Origin of the sequence: Mesorhizobium sp. M0615 (assembly GCF_040320805.1) — a bacterium.
GTDB lineage: Bacteria > Pseudomonadota > Alphaproteobacteria > Rhizobiales > Rhizobiaceae > Mesorhizobium.
In genome coordinates this window covers 157,632-180,261 of record NZ_JAMYQI010000003.1, presented here as the reverse complement: position 1 = coordinate 180,261, position 22,630 = coordinate 157,632, and the positions used below count along the sequence as shown (strand labels likewise).

Sequence of the window (22,630 nt, the reverse complement as noted above, 5' to 3'; positions counted from 1 at the left end):
TTGGAATTGGCGGAAAAAATCGAGGATTTGCGGTTAGACTCGGAACCTTAGACAGGCAGGACGAGTGCTCGCATGCGGGAATTTACCGGGCGCATGCCTCAGGCCGTCTTGCGACGCCGCTTCCCTAGGCTGCGGTGGAGAATGGACCCTCGAGAATGGGGCTCGTACTGCAGAAAAGGGGACGATCCAAGAAACCCGCGACGATCTCCACCGATGTCGGGCGCGTTGTGCGCCACATCGTTCCCCTGCTCGCAGTCGACGGCGTCAGCGCTACCCTTGCGGGCATACCTTCGCCCCGTTTGGCGTTTCTGCCCTTTGGATCGGATGCCGATCGTCCGCTGGCGTTTCGATCTCTTCAACTTACGCCGAGTTTCGCAAATCCACTTTAATCCCGGCTAACGTTCGAAGGGTTCGCCAAGCGAGGCGACACCGTTCAGCCTGAGCAAGCGGCGGTCCGCCGAGATGACACCGAGCACGACGATCGTAACGAGATAGGGAAGGCTGGAAAGCAGTTGCGATGGCAAGTCCAGACCGGTCGCCTGGGCGGCGAGGCTCATCAGCGAAACCGCACCGAAGAGGCAGGCACCCAGGAAGATGCGGCCAGCGAGCCACGTACCAAAGACAACGAGTGCGATCGCGATCCAGCCACGTCCGGCAATCATACCGTCCGCCCAAAGGGGCGTGTACACCGCCGCCGCATAGGCGCCGGCAAAACCCGCCATCATGCCACCAAAAGCTATGGCCGCGATACGGATAGCGATGACCGGATAGCCGATGGCATGGGCTGCCTTGGGATTCTCGCCGATTGCCCTCACGACAAGGCCGACTCTCGTATAGGCAAACATCGCCCAGATCGCAAACGTCACGGCAAGGGAAAGCCATACGACGATGTCCTGGACAAACAGCCTGCCGACTACCGGGATTTCCGAGAGGCCGGGAAAGGCAAGTTTCGGGAGCCCCTTCACCGTCAAGCTCTCGTAGCTTTTGCCGAACAGCGCCGAAAGGCCTTGGCCGAGAATGCCGATCGCAAGGCCTGTCGCGACCTGGTTTGCCCGGAATCCGAGTGCCAGCACTGCAAAGACGAGGGACAGGACGGCGCTACCGAGGCCGGCGGCAACGAACCCCAGCAGGTGTCCACCGCCGTGGTAGACGACGATGAACGCGAGCACCGCGCCGAGGGCCATCAGGCCCTCTACGCCGAGGTTAAGAACACCGGCGCGCTCGACCACCAACTCGCCGAGTGCGGCAAGGAGAAAGGGGGTTGCCGCTGCGAGCATGCCCGAAATAATGAACTCGACGGCGTTCATGGCTGGCTCAGGTGATGGGGGCGGCGCCACTCGATGCGGTAGCGCACGAAGGCCACAGCGCCGAGATAGGCGAGCAGCAAGCTGCCTTGGAAGACGCGGACGGCGGCGATCGGCAGGTTTGCCGACACCATCGCATTGTCGCCGCCGATATAGAGGACAGCCATGAAGAGCGCGGAAAAGATGATGCCGACTGGATGCAAGCCGCCGAGATAGGCGACAATGATGGCCGCATAACCGTAGCCGGTCGAGATCGAGCGCTGCAGCTGGCCGAGCGGACCCGCGACTTCCGCCGCGCCTGCCAGTCCCGCCGCCATGCCACCGATCAGAAGCGATAGCCAAATCGCACGCCCTTCGCTGAAGCCGGCGTAACCGGCCGCGCGCGGGGCAAGGCCGCCGACCTTGAGCTTATACCCCATGAAGCTTCGCTGCATGAAAACCCAGGCCACCAGCGAGAGCGCAAGTGTGATGAGCAGCGAGACGTTGACGCGGGTACCGGTGATCAGGGTCGGCACCATCGCGTCGTTCTGAAACATGACGGATTGTGGGAAATTGAAGCCGGCCGGGTCCTTCCATGGGCCGAGCAGCAAGTAGTTGAGGACTTGCGCCGCAACGAGGCTCAGCATCAGGGAGACCAGGATCTCGTTCGCATTGAGCCTGACGCGCCAGAAGGCGGTGATAGATGCCCAAAGTGCACCGCCGAGGGCACCGAGAAGCAGCATCAGCGGCCAGATCCACTGCCCGGTCGCCTGCGGAAACCAGACGGGGATCGCCGAGGCGAAAATAGCGCCCAGGATAAACTGGCCCTCCGCGCCGATGTTGAACACTTTTGCGCGGAAACCGATCGCCAGCCCCTGAGCAATGAGGAGAAGGGGCCCCGCCTTCAGCAGCACCTCCGCAAACGATGCCCAGGAGAGGAACGGCTCGAGAAGCATCGCGTACAGGACGGCCGCCGGATCTCGGCCTATCAGCACATAAAGGCCCAGATTGAGGATGATCGCCATGCCAAGCGCGACAGCCGGGGCCAGCATGGCCGCGACGAGCGAGGCATGCTCCCGGCGGACGAGCGCGGGGAGGAACGTCGCGGCCCAAACGCTCATGCAGGAACCTTCTCTGGCGAGGCATGTGCTCCGATCATGTATCTGCCGATGTCTTCGGGGCGCGTGTCCCGCGTGACCAGAGGCGGACTCAGCATTCCATGATGGAGCACCTGGATGAAATCGCAGAGTTCGAAAAGTTCCTCGAGTTCCTCGGAAATCACGAGGATCGCCACGCCCAGGTTGCGCAACGCGATGAGCCGCCTTCTGATGGCGGATGCAGCGCCAATGTCTACACCCCAGGTCGGCTGCGCCACGAAAAGCAGTTTTGGTGACAGCATCATCTCGCGACCGACGATGAATTTCTGCAAGTTGCCGCCGGACAGCGAGCCCGCTTCGGCATCCGGGCCGGAGGCGCGGACGTCGTACCGACGGATGCATTCGCTGGTGAAAGCCGTCGCTCCGGCGCTGTTGATGAGGCCGCGCCTCACGAGATCGAAAGGATGGGCGGTAAGAACGGTGTTGAGCACGAGCGACATTTCAGGGACCGCGCCGCGTCCCAGCCGGTCTTCGGGCACGAAGGCGAAGCCAAATCTCCTGCGCGCGGCCGCATCGAGTGTGCCTACGTCGCGGCCCATCATGTAGATCCGGTCGCGTTGTTCCTTCAGCAGCATCGCTTCGCCCGAGATGAGCGCGGCAAGCTCGCCTTGGCCATTGCCCGATATTCCGGCTATGCCAAGGATCTCGCCTGATCGTACCGTGAGGCTGATGCCGGAGAGCGGCGTGGCAAAGGGGTCGTCCGGCGTGTAGTCCATGTCGATTATTTCCAGCCGCTTCTCCCCCTCGGGCATGGCCAACGCGGGCATCACCTCGGGCATGTCGCGGCCGATCATCATCCGGGCGAGGTCGTGCGCATCATAGTCGCGCGGGTCGACGGTGCCGATAACGCGCCCTCCACGCAAGACCGTCGCCTGGTCACAGATCGTGCGAATTTCCTCCAGTTTGTGGGAGATGAACAGGATGGACACGCCGCGGTCGCGAAGGCGCCTGAGCGTGTCGAACAGCTTCTTCACCGCCTGCGGCGGCAAGACCGAGGTCGGCTCGTCGAGAATGAGCAGCTTCGGGTCCGTCATCAGGCAGCGGATGATCTCCACCCGCTGCCGTTCGCCGACCGAGAGCGCGTGCACATCGGCGAGAGGATCCACTTCAAGGCCGAAATCCTGGCCGAGGCTGCGGATGCGCCCCGCCAGCTCCGCCTTGCCGCCGGGGACGACGAGCTGGATGTTCTCGACGACAGTCAGCGTCTCGAACAGCGAGAAATGCTGAAAGACCATGCCGATGCCCCTGCGCCGTGCCTCAGCCGGCGAGGCAAGGCGCAGATGCTCTCCGTTCCAGACGACGGTGCCTTCGTCCGGCTGTTCAACGCCATAGATGAGCTTCATCAGCGTCGATTTGCCCGCCCCATTCTCCCCGAGGATCGCATGGATCGATTGGGGCGCCACGTCCAGATCGATGGCTTGGTTGGCCCGGATCTGGCCGTAGCTCTTCGAGATGCCGCGGAGCGACAGAAGGGGCGGGGTCATGACTTACTTCGGCAGTGGTGTGGTGACACCCTTGACGTGCCAGTCCATCGCGACGATCTCGGGATCCGCTATCGTCGCACCGGCGGCGGCGGCTTCGCTGCCGTCGGCCTTGGTGATTGGACCTGTGAAGGGCGAGAAGCTGCCGTCGGCGATCTTCGCCGCCACTTCCTTGATCTTCGTCATCGTGTCGGCTGGGATATCTGAGTTCCAGTCCACGACCTCCACCACCTTTTCGGCGACGCCGAGGAAGGTGTTGGCGCCCTTGAAAGTTCCGGCGAGATGGGCATCCACGGAAGCCTTGAAGAAGGGCGACCAGTCTGTCGCGATGCAGCCGAGATATTTCTTCGGTGCATATTTCTTCATCGACGAATTGAGGTTGAACGCGTAGACGCCAGCCTCCTCGCAGGCCGAGATCACGGAGGGTGTGTCCTGCGCGTTCGAGAAGATCACGTCGCAGTTCTGTGCCATCAGCGCCTTGGCGGCTTCCTGTTCCTTGGCCGGGTCGAACCAGGAGTTCACCCAGACGACCGATACCTCGATATCGGGATTTACGGTCTGTGCGCCGAGCGTAAATGCGTTGATCGAGGTGATCAGCTCCGGAATGGCGAAGGCCGAGACGGAGCCGACCTTGCCGGTCTTGGAAAGAGCTGCGGCGGCTATGCCGAGCAGGTAAGTGCCCTGGAAATACTTCGCCGCGAAGGGCGAGAAATTCGGCGCAGTCTGGAAGCCGGAGGCATGCAGCACGGTGACCGCAGGATCGCGGCGGGCGATCTGTAGTGCACCATTCTGGTAGCCGAATGAGCCGGCGATCAGGAACTTGTTACCGTCGGCGACGGTCTTGTTCATGATCCGGTCGGCGTCCGGTCCTTCGGCGATGTTCTCGATGACGGTGATCTTCACCTTGTCGCCGTACGCGGCCTTGACCGGCTCGAGGCCGGCGGCGAGCGCATGGCCCCAGCCGACATCGCCGACCGGCGACGGGAGCACGAGCGTGATACCGAGCGGCTCGTCGGCCGCAAAGGCGGGACGGCTGCCAAGCGCGCCGGCAAGCCCTGTCGCGGCAAGGCCCTTCATCAGAGTTCTGCGGGTCAGATAGTTCAGCATGTCAGTTCCCCTGTCTTAAGTTGTTAGAATTCCACCGCGGCAAAAGCGGTTTCCGCGTCCGCAGCAAGCCGGGCCTCGTTCAGCCCGGTAAACGCACCCTTCTCCCAGACGATGCGGCCGTTGATCATGGTCATGTCGGTGGGCATGCCGATGCCGACCTTGGCGATCAGGCTCAATGGATCGTGGCGCGTGCCGACATAATCCATGCGGCGCGTGTCGATCGCGAAGAGGTCGGCGGCCATGCCGGGCGACAGTCGGCCGATGTCATTGCGGCCCAGAAGCGCGGCCCCGCCCGTTGTCGCATAGCCGAGGAAATCGACCGGCGCAGGCACGGGATGAGCGCGCGTCGAGGCCGCCAGGCATTGCAGCATGTAGGCGGAATGGATGCAGTGCATGAGGTTGGAATTGTCGTTCGAGGCAGCACCGTCGCAGCCGAGACCGACGCGCAGGCCAAAGGCGGACATGGCGGGAATATCAGTCACCTCCGCGCCCACCAGATAGACCGGCTCAGGGCAATGCGAGACACCGGTGCCGCTCGCCGCCATCAGCCGCAGTTCGTCATGCGTCAGCTCCCAGCAATGGGCATAGAAAGTGTCTCGGCCGGCAAATCCGAGGTCCTCGAGATAGTCCACCGTACGCATGCCATGGCGGGCCTCGATGATCGGGCTTTCGCCCTCGCCGACATGGGTGTGCATCCGCACCCCGCGATCACGCGCCAGCGAAACCGATTCCACGAAGGTCTCGCGGTAGCAGTTGACCGGCTGGCAGGGAGCGACCGCGACCTGACGCATGCTGAAGGGACTGGTGTCGTGATAAGTGTCGATGAGGCGTGCGCAGTCGGCGATGAATTCGTCCGTGGTCTCCAGCATCTCGTCTGGAATGGTCGAGCCTTCCGATTTTGGCAGCGTGTTGCCGCCGCGGCCCGCGTGGAAACGCATGCCGAGAAGGTCGGCCGCTTCGAACTGCCGGTCGATGAGCCGTTTTCCGGCATGGCGTGGAAAATTGTACTGGTGGTCGAAGGCCGTCGTGCAACCGTGCTTTATCAACTCTGCCATCGCCGTGATAGAGGCGTGGTAGAAACAATCCTCGTTGAGCCGGGAGAAGATCGGATAGATCCGGTCGAGCCATTCGATGACCGAGAGCTTCGTCCAGTCGAGTTCGGCACGGTTGCGCACAAAGCACTGAAAGAAGTGATGGTGCGTGTTGACGAGGCCGGGATAGACGAACCAGCCGTCGGCATCCTGCACGATAGTACCGGCCGGCAACTCGCTTCTGTGCAGGCCTTCGCCGATTGCCTCGATTTGCGGGCCATTCGTCAGCACATCGACATTGCGCCGGACGCTCGGACCCCTGCCCTCGTCGGTGATGACCGCTGCGCAATTCTTCAGGAGATAGCCGGTCACCTCACGCCTCGTCCAGCATGGGTCGCGGTTCGGGCTTCAACTCGTGCAGCCGGTGGATACCGGGCATCTCGATGAAATTGTCGAGGCTGCGGAGCGCTCGCGACCAGAGCCGGATCGTGGGATACGGATCGAGGGAAACGCCGCCGTCGGGCGCGAGCGCGACGTAGGGAAAGCAAGCAATGTCGGCAATCGTCGGCCGGTCGGATGCGAGAAACCGATCGCCACGCATTTTTTGTTCGAAGAGGCCGGCTTCCAGCTCACGTAGTGCCGCTATGCCATTGGCCTGAAGCGCACCGATGTCACCGGGACGCAGCAGCATCTCATGCAGGCGCGCGCCGCCGAGGTTGGCGGTCAGCCTGTGCGAGAAGGAAAGCCATTGCTGGATGCGCGCCGTCTCCTCGGGGGCGCCGCTGCCGAGCCAGGCCGGTGCTGCCTTCGCGGCGAGATAGCCAAGCATGGCGGAAGACTCGGTCAGGATCAGGTCGCCGTCTTCAAGGATCGGGATGGAGCCTCCCGGATTAAGTGCCATAAGCTCGGGGCCGCGATGCTCGGCGCCGGGATGGAAGTCGACCGGGCGGATTTCGAGCTTCACACCTGACAGCGTCGCCATCAGGCGCACCTTGTAGCAACTTGGGGAGAGGATGTAGTCGTAAAGCTTCATTGTGCCACCAATTGCGCGCCGTAGGTATAATCGTGGCGCTTCAGCCAGCGGCGATAGGCGATCGAGGTCAAGTCGGCGCGCGTCGGGATTTCCATGCCGGGATCGAGCGGCAGAAGACGCGGGATCTGGTTTTCGAGGATCGAGCGGTCCTGCAGGAAAATCGTCTGCTGGAAATGGATGAGGTCGGTCTGTGGCGTCTCGTCATCGAAAAGCGCCATCCACGGCCAGACGTCGCAGAGATCCTCGGCAAGCGGCTGGACGAATAGCGTAATGACATCCCATTCGCCCGGGCGCGGCGGGCAGGTCTTGTAGAGGACTGAGCAGGTCGGGGCCGGCACGCGGTACATGTATTCCGTCGTGATACCTCCACTCGCGGATTTCGCCGCCTGCGGCTGGTAGAACTTCACCTGGGTCGCCCAGACCTCGTCCTCCTCCTCGCGGATCTCGACCTTGTAGTTTTCGACCTCGGTATGTGGCTCCGAGCCGAGGATGTCGGTATGGACGAAGGGGAAGTGCGCGATGTCGAGGAAGTTCTCGACGGCACGGAGCGGCGAGCAGCGCACCCGCACCACGCCGACATCGACGAAGCGGCGCCCGGGCTGGTCTGCTTCGGGAATCGGGAAGACCGGTTTCTTCGGTTCGCCGAGCGACGACCAGATATGGCCATAGCGCACCGAAACCGGCAGCACGCGCCCGTTTTCGCCTGTCACTTTCGCCGCGCCATTGGCGTCGAGCGCAATCTTGATCGGCTCGCCCATCAGGGTGGTCTCGCGTCCTTCGCGGTCGAGCCGGCTGAAAAGCCCGACCGGATACCATTCGTCGCGCATCGCATCGTTGATCATGGCACAGCCCCTTTCGCCTCGATCCCTTCGGCCACGCGCCGAAGGCTCTCGGCGGCTCGCGAGGCGGCGATGCGCTCGGACGCATCGCAATCGGCTGGAACAAGGACGTGGATCAGCGTCTCGCCGGCTTCCTGCGGGATAGGCAGCAGGCGGATTGCCGGCGCGCCGGGTGCCTGCCAGACGCATCCTTCAACGGTGGCCTTCGTACCGGCAGCGACAAAGAGCGCCGAACTTCCGGCGCGGGCCGTCAATGAACGGAGCGGGACGTAACCCTCAAAAAGGGGTGGCTTGCCGTCAGGCTCTCCATCCGCGACCCAGATGATCCCGCCTGCCTCTTCGACCAACCGGGTCGCAACTCGAATCGTCTCCGGCGGCGTGAGGCTGGGATGGGCAGGAATGCGCAGGCACTGACCGGCCTGCGAATAGGTCCAGCCGTGATAGATGCAGGAGAGCGCCTCGCCGCGCACGAAGCCATGGGAGAGGCGCATGCCGCGATGCGGACAGCGATCCGCCGATGCCGCCAAGCGCCCCGATTGGCTTCGCCAGAGGGCAATGGGACCGGCGGGCGTCCGCGCCGGCATTACCTGTCCTGTTGGCAGATCCTGGGTAAGGGCGACCGGCACCCAGGTGTCCGTCTTGTCGGACAGCATGACCTTACTTTCCGTACTGATACTACTGTTTCCCGACCAGAGAGATGCCGGCGCAAGGAGTTGGCGAACCGCTCGATGCGGCTGACGTATGCATAATAATTTCGCAATTGCAATATTGGTTAAATTAAGTGCAAACCGAGGTAACCACACGCAAAGCTATATGTTTTTTTGCTCGACAGGCGCGCGGTCGATCGTCTCGACCCAGACCTCAATGGGCCCAAGCGAACATCCCATCTCCATCATGTCGATCAGCTCCGCCGCACCGGCAATATCGAGTTCGATGCGATCGGTGCTTGCATGAGCGATGTGGTGCGCGAGACCGAGCTTGGCCGCATGGCGCATGATCCAGGGCACGAAGGACGCGGGTTCGAGGTGGCCGCGAATGGTCATCCGCTCATGCAAGCGGTGTTGACTTTGCTTCATCACGAACGGAACGCGCGCCTTGGTGTCACGGTCAGCAGCATAGCGTCTGACTGAACGGGCGGAAGTGGTAATCGACGCGCCAATAACACCGAATATCGACTGATCGCCCGTGCCTAGACCCGGGCACTCATGCATGTCGCCCAGAAGTGAGCCGCGGTCCTGGGACAACGACATGCATTAAAACAAAGACTTCAAGCGCGTCGCATGAATCCGTTCAGCGTGACGGGCTTTAGGGTTATCTGAGCTATTGTAATACATCGGTAAGTGGCGCACCCGACAGGATTCGAACCTGTGACCTCTGCCTTCGGAGGGCAGCGCTCTATCCAGCTGAGCTACGGGTGCCTTCAAGGAACCTGAAAACGAACCAGCCGATAGGCCGGCCAGCCACGGCTTCTTAGCGGAAGCCGCGCCGGGCTTCAACGGGCAATTGGCGTGGCGATATTTTTCGAAGCCACGTCGCGCGGCTTGGCAACTTCGCGTCCGCCCTGCAGCCTCAGCCCGGGACTCACCCCGCCACCTCCACCTTCGCCACCCGCCTGCGCACCCTGCGCGGCGCCCGCTTCGCCTTCTTCGCGCCGGTCAGTTCGTGCATCGCATCCAGCTGCATCTGCTGCATTTCGGCCAGCCGCGTCCATTGGCGCGAGATCAGATAGTCGAGCTTTTCGTGCAAATGGCGCACTTCCAGCTCGGCTTTCAGGTTGACCCGGTAGTCGTTGAACGAGCGCAGGCGATCCTTGGCCTCCGTCCGTCTCTGGCTCATCATGATGATCGGCGCCTGGATGGCGGCGATGCAGGAGAGCAGCAGGTTGAGCAGGATGAAGGGGTAGGGGTCGAAGGCGCTGCTCACGCCCGCGATCAAATTGATGCCGATCCACACCGCAAGCACGCTGCCGAACGAGATCAGGAACCACCAGCTGCCGCCGAAAGCCGCCATGTTGTCGGAGACGCGGTCGGCGAACGAGCGGTGCTCCTCGAACTCCTCTTCCGAGTTTTCCGAAATCGTGTCCTGCCTGGCGATCGATTCGACCACCTGGCGGTCGAGCTCGGAGAATTCGCCATGCTCCTGCTGCAGTAGCTCCTCCATGTAGCGCATGCGGTAGCGGCCGAGCTCCTCGCGGCTGATGCGGGCGCCGCGCGGCAGGTCGGGATGATCGGAGCGGATGCGGTCGGCCAGGCTCGGCCTGAGGTCGTCGATGCGCACCAGGTCACGCTTGCGGAATTTGCGGCCCGATATCGCCGATGGTTTCCGCTTCGGCTTCAGGCGGCCATGAGGTTCGGAGTCCGGCACATCGGGCGCTTCCAGCGCCTCGTCGGCAACCAGTTCGGCGTCGTGGGCGGGCGGCGCCTCGAAATACTCGCCGCCGCTGTCGTTTTCATTGTCGGCCTGTTCGGATGGTTTTGGGCTCATGATGCCGGCTCCTGCTGTCGCGCCCACGATACGCCAAGGCGAGGCGGCATAGCCACCGCCGCGGTGACGATTGCGGGCTTGTGCAAGCGCTTGTGATGAATGCCTGCTGCAATTGCCTGTGGCGGCGCAGCCCCCCGGGGCCTCGCTCGCCTGCTGGTCGGCAACCAGACCGCCGAAGTGCTGTTGCCGACGGAGGTCGCGCCTGCTGCAGAGTTAAGATGAGGCAGCGATCCTTCACGACCCCCCTCTGTCCTGCCGGACATCTCCCCCTCAAGGGGGGAGATCAGATGTTGCCATGGCTTCGCCAAACACGAAAAAGAGGCGAGACGCCGAAGCTGCTAATCTCCCCACTTGAGGGGGAGATGGCCGGCAGGCCAGAGGGGGTGCTGTCCCGCCGGCGTTTCAGAGTTCCTCCACCCAACGACGGGTTCTATTGCGGCGGTAAACCAGGCAACTGCGACCCCTGCGCCGGCAAACCAGGCGGCGGCAGGCCGGGAAGCGGCGACGCTGCCGGCTGGTCTCCCGCAAACATCAGCCGCGTCTTCGTATCGGCCAGCATCGGCGAAAGACTGCGCTGGATCAGCGCTTCGACATGGTCGTTGCGCTGGCGTGCGCTGTCGGCGCCCATCACCACGACGATCAGATGCCGGCCGTCGGCATTGTAGGACGTGACGATATTGTAGCCGGATGCCCTGATATAGCCGGTCTTGATGCCGTCGACGCCGCGCACCCGGCCGAGCATGTCGTTGTGGCCGCGCACCAGCCGGCCGCGGAACATGAAGTCGCTTTCGGAGAAATAGTGGAACTGCTGCGGGAAGCGGGCGCGCAGCGCCATGCCGAGCGTCGCCATGTCGCGCGCCGATGTGTGCTGGCCATCGTCGGGCAGGCCCGATGCGTTGCGGAAGACGGTGCTGCTCATGCCGATCTGGCGCGCCTTCGAGGTCATCATGGCGGCGAACTGGTTCTCCGAGCCGCCGAGATATTCGCCCACCGCCACCGCCACGTCATTGGCCGACTTGACCACGATCGCCCGGATCGCCGAATCGACATCGATGCTCTCGCCGCGCTTGAAGCGCAATTTGGTCGGCGGCTGCCGGGCGGCATTCTCCGAGACCGGGATCTGCGTTTCCTTCGAGACGCGGCCGGACTCCAGCGCCTCGAACAGCAGGTAGAGCGTCATCATCTTGGTCAGCGACGCCGGATAGCGTTGCGCCCTCGAACTGACTTCGAACAGCGTCTTGCCACTGCCGGCATCGACGACGATGGCCGCATATTTCTCCTGCGGCGCCGGCACCGCGAGCACGCTGTCGGGCGGTGCGGTGGTGCTGCAGCCGGCCACGAAGACAAGCAGCAGCAGGGCTGCGAGAAATTTTTGGACGAGGGAGGGTAGATGGAAGTTTGGCAAGGCAAGTCCGGCGTTGCTGAGAGGGCCGGAACCTAGCCTAACCCATTGTGTTCGTCCATTTGGTTAACGGCGGAGCTGCCAATCTCCCCCCTTGCGGGGGAGATTAGCTGTGACTTCGGTCTTCGCTACTCACCAACTCCGTAATCCCCCGCCCCGAAATCGCCTGCTTCCTGTCCTGTTTTGCCTGCGGGGTCGCGCTGCTGCTATAGAGGCGGCAATTGCTTGGGGGACTTGACAATGACCGGTGACATCGGCGCGGCTGCGCCATCTCTTATGAGGGCTTCGCTCAGCCGCACCGGCAAATGGGCCGGCAGCGTCGCTTTCATCGGCGGCGCTGCTTCCGACATCCTCAATCCGCTGGCGCCGTTCGCCGCCTATATCGCGCTGGTCGCTTCGGTTGCCGCCGCCGTCATCGCCATTGCCATCGTTCTGCGGCTGGTGCTGGCCGCCAAGGCGCTGCCGGCGCTGATCTTTGCCACCAGCGCTGCCGCCGTCGCCGGCGGCGTCTATGGCCTGCAGCAGCAGACCAATTCGGAGAACGGTGTGATCGCCGGCCTGGTGCCGGCCATCGCCCAGTTGCAGCAGCAGATGGGCATCGTCTCGGCCAGGGTGGCCAGGATCGAGCAAACGGTAACCGAGACGAAGCTGGCGGTCGACCAGGTCAAGCAATCAACCGACGCGGTGGCGAAGAAGACCGAGGAAATTGCGTCGACCCAGCAGCAGCAGGCTGAGCAGGGCGCGCAGACGCAAAAGTCGGTAGAGGCCGTCAAGCAGACGACCGAAACGCTTGCTGCCGGCCAGCAGAAACAGGCCGAGCAGGCCGACAAGCTTCAGGCGACCACCGAGCAGATCGCCGCCTCGATCGACACCATCGCCAAGGGCTTTGCCGCATTGGCCGCGCAGGGCGGGGCGATCGCCGAGCCGAAGCGGCCGGATGAATTCTACCACAATGCCCGCGTCTACGAGCTGTCCGGCGACATGCTGAATGCGCGGCGCTCCTATCTCGCTTTCGCCGGTTTCGACGTCGACGCCGTCGATCCCTACACACGCTTCGCCACCCTGCTGCGCGTGCAGGACGGCAAGGCCGGCGCCCGCGAAGTGTTCGGCGCCCTGGCCGACAAGGCCAAGGCGCTGTCGATCAAGCTGGTCCATATCCTGCAGTTCGACGATGCCCAACGTCTCGACAAGCTCAACGCCTTCATCGCGGCCAATCCGGATTTCGCACCGGCCTATTACCTGCTCGCGCAGGAGTTTTCCGAGGATCGCCTCGGCGTCCAGTCGCTGTCCGACAAGCGCAGCGAGGCCGAGGCGCTGACCAGGTTCGTCTCCTATGAAAAGGAAGGCAGGCTGCTCAAATATTTCATCGACCAGACGCAGCTCGCCGACTGGCTCGATCGCAGCCGCAGCCGGTTGACCGCGCTTGGCGACGTGCTCGACCCAGCGCGCTTTGCCCCGACGCTGACGCCGATGCGCTCCAATGCCGGCTGGACGATCTCCATCTCGCTGCCCGAGGCCGCGACCGGCATTTCCTGGCGCATGGGTGTGTCAGGTCCGTTCACCGACACCGGGCTGATGGCGATGAACGACCAGCGCACCGGCAAGCCGATGCCCAATCCGAGCTTCGAATTGCCCGACAGCACCACGGCCACCACCATCGGGGTCAAGTATCTCGATCTCAGGGGCCGCGAGACCGGGCCGTTCGACATAAGTTTCGATCCGGACGCGGCGCTGCAACAGGGCAACAAACAGATCCTCGACCAGTTCTGGACGTCGTGGATCGCCTTCGACGCCAGCGGCAATCACGGCCTGGTCTATTTCTCCCAGATGCTGTCATTCCGCTGCGGCATCAAGGAGGTGCGCTACAGCCTGAACGGCACGGCGCTCGACAGGGAGATCAAGCTGCCGCCTTGCGACAAGAAGGACCCGTACGCCATTCCTTATGACTACCAGCCTTACTTCAAGGTCGCCGACAACGTGACGTCGATGGCGGTGCAGGTCACCTACACCGACGGCACCAAGTCGCCGGTGCGCGAGTATAAGCGGCAGTAGGCGCCCACCCTCCCCCATGTGGGGAGGGTCGATCCGCGTAGCGGATCGGGGTGGGGGTCCTCGTAGGGCGCTACCCCCACCCCGTCGATCGATCTCCGCTTCGCTCCGATCGCTCGCCGACCCTCCCCACAAGGGGGAGGAAAAATCGCCCTGATGCAAAATGCCGGTCGCTGTGCTTGCGCATCCCTCGCGGAGCGGGTTTGTTCGCTGCCATCAGAATCAGCAGGTGCGCGGATGGATACGGTCACGATCAAGGCAAAGGGCATTTCGGTCACGCTCGATCTCACTGTCGGCCATATCGCCGACATAACGGTCGACAGCGATGGCCGCCAGCTGAAGCCGCTGCACCGCGCGCCCTGGATCGATGCTGGCGAGACGCTGCCGCCGGACCTGCCTGAAGGCACGGTGCGGCTGTCGGGCGATTTCCTATGCGCACCGTTTTCGGCCAGCGACATCGAGGCCGCACCGCTGCATGGCTGGCCGGCCAACAGCCCCTGGGATGTCACCGTCAGCGAAGCGACATCCGACGGCTGGCGGGCCGTCTTCCGGTTGCGCCGCACGGTGATGGGCGCGACGGTCGACAAGATCTTCACGCTCCGCAACAGTCATCCCTTTCTCTATCAGGAGCATGTCTTTTCCGGCGGTTCCGGAGCGGTCTCCGCCGCCCACCATCCGATGGCGGCGATGCGCGATGGCGGCCGGCTGGCCTTTTCGCCGAAGCGCTTTGCCGGGACACTGGACGCACCGCTGGAGCCCGATCCGGCCCGCGGCCGCTTCAAGCTTTCCTATCCCGCCCGCTCGACCGATCTGACGCGCTTTCCAGCCACTGGCGGCGGCACGCTCGATCTCACCGACTACCGCATGGAGGATGAGCGCGAGGATTTCATCACCCTGGTCGAAGCCGATCATGACGGTCCGGGCTGGACGGCGCTGGCGCGCCGGGCCGAACAGGATCTGGTGCTGGTGCTGAAGAACCCGGCGGAGCTTCCGGTCACCATGCTGTGGTTCAGCAATGGCGGCCGCGACTACGCGCCGTGGAGCAGCCGCCATCGCGGCGTGCTCGGCATCGAGGACGGCCGCGCCGCCATCGGCCATGCCGCATCGATCGACGACAATTGGCTGAAGCGCGAAGGGGTCGCGACCGCTTTTACCCTCGGCGGCGAAGTCTCCTTCCGCCATGTCATCGGCACGCTGCCGCTGGCGAGCGGCGAGCCGCCGCGCGCTATCGGGACAGCCTCAGGTCACATGCATCTCACCGGAGCCGATGGTTCGACCCGCGATGTCAGGTTCGACAGCGATTTCCTGCGGATCGGCCAGCCCTGCTGATTTTCGAACGCTGGCCCTGCCCCTCACCTGCCTGCCGGCATCCTCGACACACGGCACATGGAGCTTGTCCGCCGCATCGCCGCGCCAACCAATCTGCTTGGCGCTGCGGCGGACGCATTGGGAGGAGAAGTGTTACCCATCTATCGGCTGGACACCGGCAGGGCGACGAGGGGCAGCGCTGACGTGGCGGATGTCGTGAGATTGCCCAAATCGCGGTTTGAAATTTCCTCAAACTGCCGACAAGATGCAAAGCATAACTGGAAGCGCCCAATGTCCGAAATCGCCCATCTCGCCGCCACCATCTTCAAGCGCGCTGGCAAGGCGAAACGCTTCATCGTCGCCATTGCCGGCCCGCCCGGCGCCGGCAAGTCGACGCTCTCGGCCGGCCTGCATGATCTGTTGCCGGAGGGCGCGGCTGAAGTCGTGCCGATGGACGGCTTCCACTATGATGACATCGTGCTCGACCAGCGCGGCCTGCGGTCAAGAAAGGGCGCGCCGGAGACTTTCGACTTCGCCGGCTTCGAGACGCTGTTGAAGCGCATCCGTTCGGGCGAGCCAGACATCGCCATTCCGGTGTTCGACCGCAGCATGGAATTGTCGCGCGCCGCCGCCTCCATCGTTGCCGCCGAGACCAAGTTCATCCTGGTCGAAGGCAATTACCTCCTGCTGGACGAGGAGCCGTGGTCGCGGCTGGCGCCGCTGTTCGACTTCACCATCTTTGTCGATGTGCCGCGTGCCGAACTCGAGCGCCGCCTTCTGGTGCGCTGGCACGAGCATGGCCGCTCCGACGAAGACGCCCGCGCTTGGATCGCTTCCAACGACATGCCCAACATCGATCGCGTGCTCGGCCGTCGCAGGTCCGCCGACCTGGTTGTTGGCGATCCCGCATAGTTCGCTGGACTTCGGAACGGGAACCTTAAGACTTTCAGGTCGTTATCTCTCATCGGCAATCGTGCCGCCGTGAGGGAACCGTCAGATGGCAACCAAGGCAAAAACACCCGCCAAGAGCAAGACCGCTCAACCCAAAGCCAGGCAGGCAAAGGCCACGCAGGCGAAGGCAGGCGCCGGCCCGGCGATCGCCGAGCGGTCCAAGGACGCAAAGCCGGCTTTCGGCAAAGCGGCGCCAAAGAAGGTAGAACCGGTGGCGACGGCAAAGGTGACGGCGAAAACCGCCAAACCCAAGAAGCCGGCAAGCAGCGGCTCGGTGGCCGGCGGCGCGATGCGCACCGTCAAGGCGACCGCCAATGTCGCCGCTGGTGCGGTGGCGGCGACAGCCAGGGGCGCTGCGTCGCTCGCTGCGTCCGTCATCGGCAAGGGCGGCTCGAAAAGCAAGGCCAAGGCGAAATAGACCCGGCTGCTTCGGCTGGCCGAGGTCAATTCCTGGCGGGGATGGTCAGGCCGCGCTGCACCGCGGGCCGCGCCAGCCCGCGCTCCAGCCATGCCGCGACGGTGGGGAAGTCGTCGAAGCCGACGAGTTCGCGCGCCTCGTAGAAGCCGATCAGATTGCGCACCCAGCCCAGCATCGAAATGTCGGCGATGGTATAGTCGTCGTCCATGATCCAGGTTCGACCCTTCAGCCGCGTCTCCAGCACCCCGATCAGCCGCCGCGATTCATTGCGGTAGCGATCCAGCGGCCGCTTGTCGGCGATCTCGCGTCCGGCGAATTTGTTGAAAAACCCGACCTGTCCGAAAATCGGCCCGATCGCCGCCATCTGGAAGAACACCCATTGGATGGTCTCGTAGCGCCGCGCCGGATCGGCAGGGATCAGCTTGCCGGTCTTGTCGGTGAGGTAGAGCAGGATGGCGCCGGATTCGAACAGGCCGAATGGCCTGCCGCCCGGCCCGTCGGGGTCGATGATCGCGGGTATCTTGCCGTTCGGGTTCAGCGACAGGAATTCCGGCGTCCAGCTCTGGTCCTTGCCGATATCCACCAGATGCGCCTCGTAGGGGAGGCCGAGTTCTTCCAGCGCGATCGAGACTTTCACCCCATTCGGCGTCGTCGCGGAATAGAGCTGCAGGCGGTCGGGGTGGCTGGCCGGCCAGCGCTTGGTGATCGGAAAGGCGGACAGGTCGGTCATCGAAAGCTCCGGTCGGGAATTTGGCGCGGTATCGCGCCGTCTGGCGAGTTGCGAAGGATTATCCTCGGCTTCTTTGCCGATCAACCGGTCGAAGGTGCACACACCGTCTTCGCAGTCATTCAGGGCCAGTCGCTCAGGCCAGTCGCTTGCCGTCAGACCGCCTTGAACGCCACCACGGCATTGGTGCCGCCGAAGGCAAAACCGTTGCTGATCGCCGCGCGCACCTTGCGCTCGCGCGCCACATTCGGCGTGATGTCGAGATCGCAGTCGGGGTCGGCCTGCCGGAAATTGGCCGTCGGCGGCACGATGCCTTCGCGGATCGCCATCACGCAGGCGATCATTTCCAGGCCGCCCGAGGCGCCGAGGCAATGGGCATGCATCGACTTGGTCGACGACACCGACAGCTTATAGGCATGGTCGCCGAAGACGCGCTTGATTGCCGCCGTCTCGATCTGGTCGTTGGCCTTGGTGCCGGTGCCGTGGGCGTTGAGATAGTCGACGTCCTCGGGATTGAGCCCGGCGTCCGCCAGGCAGGCGCGCATCGCCGCCGTCGGTCCCTCGACAGTCGGCGCGACGATATCGGAAGCGTCGGCGGAAAGGCCGGCTCCGGCAAATTCGGCCAGAATGGTCGCGCCGCGCGCCATGGCGTGTTCATACGTTTCCAGCACCGCCATTCCAGCACCTTCGCCGAGCGACAGGCCTTGGCGATCGGCCGAGAACGGCCGGCAGGTATCGGGCGCCAGCACCCGCAGGGCCTCCCAGCCCTTCAGGATGCCCCAAAGCAGCGGCGCGTCGGTGCCGCCGGCGACCATGACATCGGCGCGGCCGAGCCGGATCTGGTCGACCGCCGAGGCAAAGGCGTGATTGGACGAGGAGCAGGCCGAAGTGACGCCGAACACCGGCCCGCGCAGGCCGAGATTCATGCTGACATGGCCGGATGCCGCACTCGGCATCACTTTCGGCACGGTGAAGATGCCGGCCCGGTTCTTGCCGTCGACCAGGATGGCGCGATAGTTCTCCTCGATCGCCTCCCAGCCGCAGACGCCGACGCCGACAACCGCGCCCATCCGGTAGGTGGTTGCTTCAGTCGATGTCAGGCCGGCATGCTGCATGGCTTCGCGCGCGGCAATCGTCGCCAAAAGGCTGAAGCGGTCCATCGACACGGTCTGCTTGTGGCTGATGCCATGGTCGGGCAGCGTCTTGATTTCGCAGCCGACCTTGACCTTCAAATCATGCAAACCGGGATTGCTGATTTGACCGATGGCCGATCGGCCGGCCCGCATTTCGTTCCAGATTGCAGGCGCATTGGCGCCGAGCCCGCATATGCCGCCGATGCCGGTAATGACGACGCGCTTTTGCATTCAGCTCAGGCTTTTTTCGCAATCAGCGCGCGAACAGCCTCAACCATATCGCCGACATTCTTGAGATTGCTCCAGGCATCGACCGTGTTCATCTCGATCTCGATGCCGTACTGCTCCTCGAGATCGAAGATGATCTCGGTCAGTTCCAGGGAATGGATGCCAAGCGCGGTCAATTCCGTATTGGTGGTGATCTCTTCGCCACCGGGCTCCGCATGTGCCCTGATCTTGGCGATGATTTCCGTTGCCAGCTCGTCAGCCATTCGATTCCTTCCCCAATTTTATAACGTCGCGGTGCCGATTGGTTGGCGCCCCTGTTGCCTGGACTGAAATCGCCGTCGCCTTCAAAAACCCGCCAGGCGCAGCATGACCGTTCCAAAGAGGCTCCCTCTATAGAAACGGAAACGCTGTCAAGCAACAAGCTATATCAACAAGCACCATATCGACAAAGCGCCGGGAGTGCTTAACGTTAGCGCCGTGGATACGTTGCAGCATGTCTTGATCCCAGCTCTTCCGGCCCAGCGCGCGGCCGGGGCGGCCCGGCTTGCGTGCGGCGTCAGGGATGGACGCACCCGGCTTTTGCGCCTCTATCAGGACGGCTCCGCCAAAATCCGCATGCCGGCCGTTGCGGCCGATCCGCTCGAAGCCGTGCTCATCAACACCGCCGGCGGTCTGACCGGCGGCGATCGGCTCGGCTGGGAAATCGATGTCGGGCCAGGTGCCTCCGCCTCGATAACCACCCAGGCCTGCGAAAAGATCTATCGTGCCGCTAGCGACCGCGCCGAAGTTCGGGTGAAGCTCAGCGTCGGCGCGGGCGGGCGTATCGCCTGGCTGCCCCAGGAAACCATCGTCTTCGACCGCTCGGCCTTTGCCCGCACGCTCGAGGTCGAGCTTGCCGCAGGCGCCGAGGCATTGCTGCTTGAAGCCACCATATTCGGCCGCCTCGCCATGGGCGAAGAGGCCGCGCACGGCCATTTCCACGACCGTTGGCGTGTCCGCCAGGATGGTGCGCTCGTTCATGCCGAGGATTTCCGCATCGGGCCGGCTATCGCGGCGGCACTTGGCCGCCCGGCGGTCGCCGGCGGCGCCATTGCCGCTGCGACGCTGCTGATGGTCTCGCCGCAGGCCGAAGGCTTGCTCGATCCGGCCCGCGACATCGTCGGCGCCGACGGCGATGCCAGCGCCTGGAGCGTCAAAAAATCTGGCAAGCTTCTTGCGAGGCTGTTTGCCGAGGACGGCTATCAGCTGCGCAAGCGGCTGGTTCCGCTCGTCGAACTGCTCAACGGGCGGGCGGGTCTGCCCAAATTATGGTCACTCTGAGCCAAATCCAGGCCAAATCCAGGAAAGCGCATGAACCTGACGCCGCGTGAAAAGGACAAGCTGCTCATCGCCATGGCGGCGATCGTGGCGCGCAAGCGGCTGGAACGCGGCGTCAAGCTCAATCACCCCGAAGCGATCGCGCTGATCACCGATTTCGTCGTCGAGGGCGCCCGCGACGGCCGCCCGGTCGCCGAACTGATGGAGGCCGGCGCCCATGTCATCACCCGCGCGCAGGTGATGGAAGGCATCGCCGAGATGATCCACGACGTGCAGGTCGAGGCGACCTTTCCCGACGGCACCAAGCTGGTGACCGTTCACGAACCGATCAGGTGAGGAGAAAACGATGCTGGAGCTGCGACCGAATTGCGAATGCTGCGACAAGGACCTGCCGCCGGAAGCGGCGGACGCGCTGATCTGCACCTTTGAATGCACCTTCTGCGCTGACTGCGCTGAACATGTGCTGGGCGGCGTCTGCCCGAACTGCGGCGGCAATTTTTCCGCACGCCCGATCCGCCCAGTGGAGAAACTGGTGAAATATCCGGCCTCGACCCAACGCGTGCTCAAGGCCGAGGGCTGCGGCCCGCGCAAGGCTGCGTGATTGTTTTCGTGACTTCGAAGGGAAGACCGATGATCTCTGCTTCAACCAAACGCACCACGCTTGCAGCGATCCTGCTGCTGGCGGCGGCGATGCCCGCCTATGCCCATGTCGGCATCGGCACGACCTCGTCCTTCGCGGCGGGCTTCGCGCATCCGCTGTCCGGCCTCGACCATATGACCGTCATGGTAGCCGTCGGCCTGTGGGCGGCGCTCAAGGGCGGCAAGGCGATCTGGGCCTGGCCGCTGGCCTTTGTCGGCGTCATGCTGGTCGGCGGCGCGCTCGGCATGCTCCACGTGCCGGTGCCTTTCGTCGAACCGGGCATCCTTGCCTCCGTCGTCGCGCTTGGCTTGCTGGTGGCGTTGGCGGTCGATCTGCCGGTCTCGGCCGGAGTCGCCATCATCGGCCTGTTCGCGCTGTTCCATGGCCATGCCCACGGCACCGAAGTGCCGGAAAATGCCGGTGGACTTGACTATATGGCCGGCTTTGCCGTTGCCACCGCACTTCTCCATGCCATGGGCATCGCTGCCGGCCTTGGCCTCGGCATGCGCTTTCGCGGGCTTGCCCGCGCCGCTGGCGCCGCTTGTGCTGCAGTCGCCGTCGGCCTGGTCTTCGGCGTTTTGTGAGGCTAACGATGATTCCCGGCGAAATCATCACCGCAAGCGGCGACATCGAGCTCAACAAGGGGCTGCCGACGGTGACGCTGAAGGTGGCCAACAGCGGCGACCGGCCGATCCAGGTCGGCAGCCACTACCATTTCTTCGAGACCAATGAGGGGTTGAAATTCGATCGCGACAAAGCGCGCGGCAGGCGTCTGGACATTGCCGCCGGCACCGCGATGCGCTTCGAACCGGGACAAGAGCGGGACGTCACGCTGGTGCCGTTCGGAGGAAAACGCGAGGTCTACGGTTTTCAGCAGAAGATCATGGGCAGGCTGTGAGATCGACGGGGTCGAGCGCCCTGAGGTCAGTTCGACGGCCTGGCCGCCGCGTAGATGACAATTCTTGCCGACCCGTCGAATTCCACCGCAAGGACGTCTTCCGTAAGCACGCGCCGCGAATCGATGGCGTTGAACAGCAAGGCGTTGGCGTCGATCTCCTTGCGCAGTTCCGCAATGTCGTCCTGATGCTGTTCGACCTTGCTCTCGACGGCCGGCGGCGGGCCGCCTTCGCTGCGCGCCGCGTCGGTGAGGAAGACGATATCTACCGTATCGAGCTTGGACGTCTTGCGCACGGCGCCGATGTTCTCACGCGTCCGCTCGATCGCGGTGATGATCTTGTTGGTCTGTGGTTCCGTCCGCGCCTCCTCCTGCCGGACATCGGAGCCGACGATCCTGTTGACGGTGTCGGCCCGGTTGACGGCGTCAGCGCTTTCAAGACCTTGCGCGGCTTGCGGGCCGAAAGCTGCGAGAAATGTGCAGGCAGCAAGGCTCTGGAGCCATCTGGTGTCGGCAAAGACAGGCATTGCTCGCTCCTGGTGGACTTTTCTGTGCAACGCCGTTCGGCGCCAAAGGAACGAAACGCCTCCTGTCGGTCGAAGGTTCCCTGTGGGCTGGCGGGCCGGGTGCCGGCCCGCCAAGCGCTTCTTTCAGCTTGCCTTCTTGGTGACAAGGGTCAGCGCGCCATCGGTGGTCATGCTGGCGGCGACCACCTGTGCCGAGGTGAGCCCCTTGGCTTCGAGCGCCGACTTGATCTGCGGCGTCGCGTCGATCGAAGAGCGCAGTTTCTGCAGCCCGGCATCGCCACGCTGGGCGATCACCTGATTGACCTGCGTCTGGGTGGCCTTGGGCAATTCGCTGATATCGACGATGTTGACCTTCTGGATCGCCGGCGCCGCCGGCTGAGCGCTGGGCGCCGCCGGCTTCGGTTGCGGCGTGGGCTGCTGCTGGGCGCCGGCTACGGTTGCGGAGGCCAGCGTGGCGGCGGCTGCAAGAACGATGATTTTGCGCATGTATTTTCCTTTCATCGATTTGGCCAAGGGTTTGGCAAACGGGCGGTTTGGGGTGGCACGGCCACCTCAACGGCCAAATGGGATCAGAAGGTGTCGCCGAGCGGGTCATTGCATGACCATTGGATGGCGACGAT

25 protein-coding genes and 1 tRNA gene are annotated in these 22,630 nt (G+C 63.7%); 9 read left to right on the top strand and 17 right to left on the bottom strand.

Going from position 1 to position 22,630, the window contains the following annotated elements:
• Positions 1-395: 395 nt before the first annotated feature.
• The 12 genes from NKI46_RS05990 to NKI46_RS05935 form a co-directional block, all read right to left on the bottom strand.
• On the bottom strand, positions 396-1,307 hold the full coding sequence (locus NKI46_RS05990) for an ABC transporter permease (protein ID WP_023700481.1): 912 nt from the start codon (positions 1,305-1,307) through the stop codon (positions 396-398).
• A complete protein-coding gene (locus NKI46_RS05985) occupies positions 1,304-2,404 on the bottom strand; it encodes an ABC transporter permease (RefSeq protein WP_023695008.1) in 1,101 nt (366 codons plus the stop codon). Before NKI46_RS05985 ends, NKI46_RS05990 begins: the two co-directional genes overlap by 4 nt.
• Complete coding sequence (locus tag NKI46_RS05980) at positions 2,401-3,924, bottom strand: ABC transporter ATP-binding protein (RefSeq protein WP_023739727.1); 1,524 nt, start codon at positions 3,922-3,924, stop codon at positions 2,401-2,403. Before NKI46_RS05980 ends, NKI46_RS05985 begins: the two co-directional genes overlap by 4 nt.
• Positions 3,925-3,927: 3 nt before the next feature.
• Positions 3,928-5,025, bottom strand: coding sequence for a BMP family ABC transporter substrate-binding protein (locus NKI46_RS05975; protein ID WP_196814159.1), 1,098 nt, complete (start codon positions 5,023-5,025; stop codon positions 3,928-3,930).
• A gap of 26 nt (positions 5,026-5,051) precedes the next feature.
• Positions 5,052-6,431, bottom strand: a complete 1,380-nt coding sequence (locus NKI46_RS05970; protein ID WP_352745294.1) for an amidohydrolase — start codon at positions 6,429-6,431, stop codon at positions 5,052-5,054.
• A 1-nt stretch (position 6,432) separates the two neighbouring features.
• Positions 6,433-7,092, bottom strand: coding sequence for a glutathione S-transferase family protein (locus tag NKI46_RS05965; RefSeq protein ID WP_023699368.1), 660 nt, complete (start codon positions 7,090-7,092; stop codon positions 6,433-6,435).
• A complete protein-coding gene (locus tag NKI46_RS05960) occupies positions 7,089-7,934 on the bottom strand; it encodes an aromatic ring-hydroxylating dioxygenase subunit alpha (RefSeq protein WP_352745292.1) in 846 nt (281 codons plus the stop codon). Before NKI46_RS05960 ends, NKI46_RS05965 begins: the two co-directional genes overlap by 4 nt.
• The gene (locus NKI46_RS05955; RefSeq protein ID WP_023739724.1) at positions 7,931-8,584 is read right to left on the bottom strand and encodes a Rieske 2Fe-2S domain-containing protein; all 654 of its coding nucleotides are present in this window, start codon (positions 8,582-8,584) and stop codon (positions 7,931-7,933) included. Before NKI46_RS05955 ends, NKI46_RS05960 begins: the two co-directional genes overlap by 4 nt.
• A 156-nt stretch (positions 8,585-8,740) precedes the next feature.
• Positions 8,741-9,181 (bottom strand): acylphosphatase, encoded by a 441-nt coding sequence (locus NKI46_RS30930; RefSeq protein ID WP_444849051.1) that lies wholly within the window; start codon positions 9,179-9,181, stop codon positions 8,741-8,743.
• A gap of 91 nt (positions 9,182-9,272) precedes the next feature.
• Positions 9,273-9,349, bottom strand: a tRNA-Arg gene (locus tag NKI46_RS05945).
• A 163-nt stretch (positions 9,350-9,512) separates the two neighbouring features.
• Entirely contained in the window at positions 9,513-10,415 is a 903-nt protein-coding gene (locus NKI46_RS05940) for a DUF1003 domain-containing protein (RefSeq protein WP_023703727.1), read from the bottom strand.
• 430 nt (positions 10,416-10,845) lie between these two features.
• Positions 10,846-11,820 carry a D-alanyl-D-alanine carboxypeptidase family protein gene (locus NKI46_RS05935; protein WP_023739723.1) on the bottom strand — a complete coding sequence of 325 codons (975 nt, stop codon included), beginning with the start codon at positions 11,818-11,820 and terminating at the stop codon, positions 10,846-10,848.
• 237 nt (positions 11,821-12,057) lie between these two features.
• Here NKI46_RS05935 and NKI46_RS05930 point away from each other — a divergent pair, with 237 nt between their 5' ends.
• The 4 genes from NKI46_RS05930 to NKI46_RS05915 all read left to right on the top strand — a co-directional run bounded on the left by NKI46_RS05930 (position 12,058) and on the right by NKI46_RS05915 (position 16,543).
• A complete protein-coding gene (locus NKI46_RS05930) occupies positions 12,058-13,869 on the top strand; it encodes a methyl-accepting chemotaxis protein (protein ID WP_352745289.1) in 1,812 nt (603 codons plus the stop codon).
• Positions 13,870-14,103: 234 nt separating this feature from the next.
• Positions 14,104-15,195, top strand: a complete 1,092-nt coding sequence (locus NKI46_RS05925) for a hypothetical protein (protein WP_023739721.1) — start codon at positions 14,104-14,106, stop codon at positions 15,193-15,195.
• Positions 15,196-15,465: 270 nt separating this feature from the next.
• Positions 15,466-16,086, top strand: coding sequence for a nucleoside triphosphate hydrolase (locus tag NKI46_RS05920; RefSeq protein WP_023671222.1), 621 nt, complete (start codon positions 15,466-15,468; stop codon positions 16,084-16,086).
• A gap of 85 nt (positions 16,087-16,171) precedes the next feature.
• On the top strand, positions 16,172-16,543 hold the full coding sequence (locus tag NKI46_RS05915; protein ID WP_023683605.1) for a hypothetical protein: 372 nt from the start codon (positions 16,172-16,174) through the stop codon (positions 16,541-16,543).
• A 25-nt stretch (positions 16,544-16,568) separates the two neighbouring features.
• Here the strand turns inward: NKI46_RS05915 and NKI46_RS05910 are convergent, their stop codons facing one another.
• From NKI46_RS05910 to NKI46_RS05900, 3 genes are all read right to left on the bottom strand, one after another.
• Positions 16,569-17,273: a glutathione S-transferase family protein gene (locus NKI46_RS05910; RefSeq protein ID WP_023671224.1), complete on the bottom strand. Its 705-nt coding sequence runs from the start codon at positions 17,271-17,273 to the stop codon at positions 16,569-16,571.
• A 152-nt stretch (positions 17,274-17,425) separates the two neighbouring features.
• On the bottom strand, positions 17,426-18,634 hold the full coding sequence (locus NKI46_RS05905; RefSeq protein WP_023671225.1) for a beta-ketoacyl-[acyl-carrier-protein] synthase family protein: 1,209 nt from the start codon (positions 18,632-18,634) through the stop codon (positions 17,426-17,428).
• A 5-nt stretch (positions 18,635-18,639) separates the two neighbouring features.
• Positions 18,640-18,894 carry an acyl carrier protein gene (locus NKI46_RS05900; protein ID WP_023671226.1) on the bottom strand — a complete coding sequence of 85 codons (255 nt, stop codon included), beginning with the start codon at positions 18,892-18,894 and terminating at the stop codon, positions 18,640-18,642.
• Between the two features lie 235 nt (positions 18,895-19,129).
• On the opposite strand from NKI46_RS05900, the gene NKI46_RS05895 reads away from it, so the two are divergent.
• From NKI46_RS05895 to NKI46_RS05875, 5 genes are read left to right on the top strand one after another with little or no spacing between them, the layout of a single operon-like run.
• The gene (locus NKI46_RS05895; protein WP_084014374.1) at positions 19,130-19,951 is read left to right on the top strand and encodes an urease accessory protein UreD; all 822 of its coding nucleotides are present in this window, start codon (positions 19,130-19,132) and stop codon (positions 19,949-19,951) included.
• A gap of 30 nt (positions 19,952-19,981) precedes the next feature.
• Positions 19,982-20,284: an urease subunit gamma gene (locus tag NKI46_RS05890; protein WP_023671228.1), complete on the top strand. Its 303-nt coding sequence runs from the start codon at positions 19,982-19,984 to the stop codon at positions 20,282-20,284.
• Positions 20,285-20,294: 10 nt separating this feature from the next.
• Complete coding sequence (locus tag NKI46_RS05885) at positions 20,295-20,549, top strand: DUF1272 domain-containing protein (RefSeq protein ID WP_023671229.1); 255 nt, start codon at positions 20,295-20,297, stop codon at positions 20,547-20,549.
• 29 nt (positions 20,550-20,578) lie between these two features.
• Positions 20,579-21,172, top strand: a complete 594-nt coding sequence (locus tag NKI46_RS05880; protein WP_023689154.1) for a HupE/UreJ family protein — start codon at positions 20,579-20,581, stop codon at positions 21,170-21,172.
• Positions 21,173-21,180: 8 nt separating this feature from the next.
• A complete protein-coding gene (locus NKI46_RS05875; protein ID WP_023729012.1) occupies positions 21,181-21,486 on the top strand; it encodes an urease subunit beta in 306 nt (101 codons plus the stop codon).
• Positions 21,487-21,512: 26 nt separating this feature from the next.
• Here NKI46_RS05875 and NKI46_RS05870 read toward each other — a convergent pair whose 3' ends face one another.
• Together NKI46_RS05870 and NKI46_RS05865 are read right to left on the bottom strand one after the other, a co-directional pair.
• Positions 21,513-22,010, bottom strand: a complete 498-nt coding sequence (locus tag NKI46_RS05870; protein ID WP_023689155.1) for a hypothetical protein — start codon at positions 22,008-22,010, stop codon at positions 21,513-21,515.
• 123 nt (positions 22,011-22,133) lie between these two features.
• Positions 22,134-22,496: a hypothetical protein gene (locus tag NKI46_RS05865; protein ID WP_023671233.1), complete on the bottom strand. Its 363-nt coding sequence runs from the start codon at positions 22,494-22,496 to the stop codon at positions 22,134-22,136.
• Between the last annotated feature and the right edge of the window lie 134 nt (positions 22,497-22,630).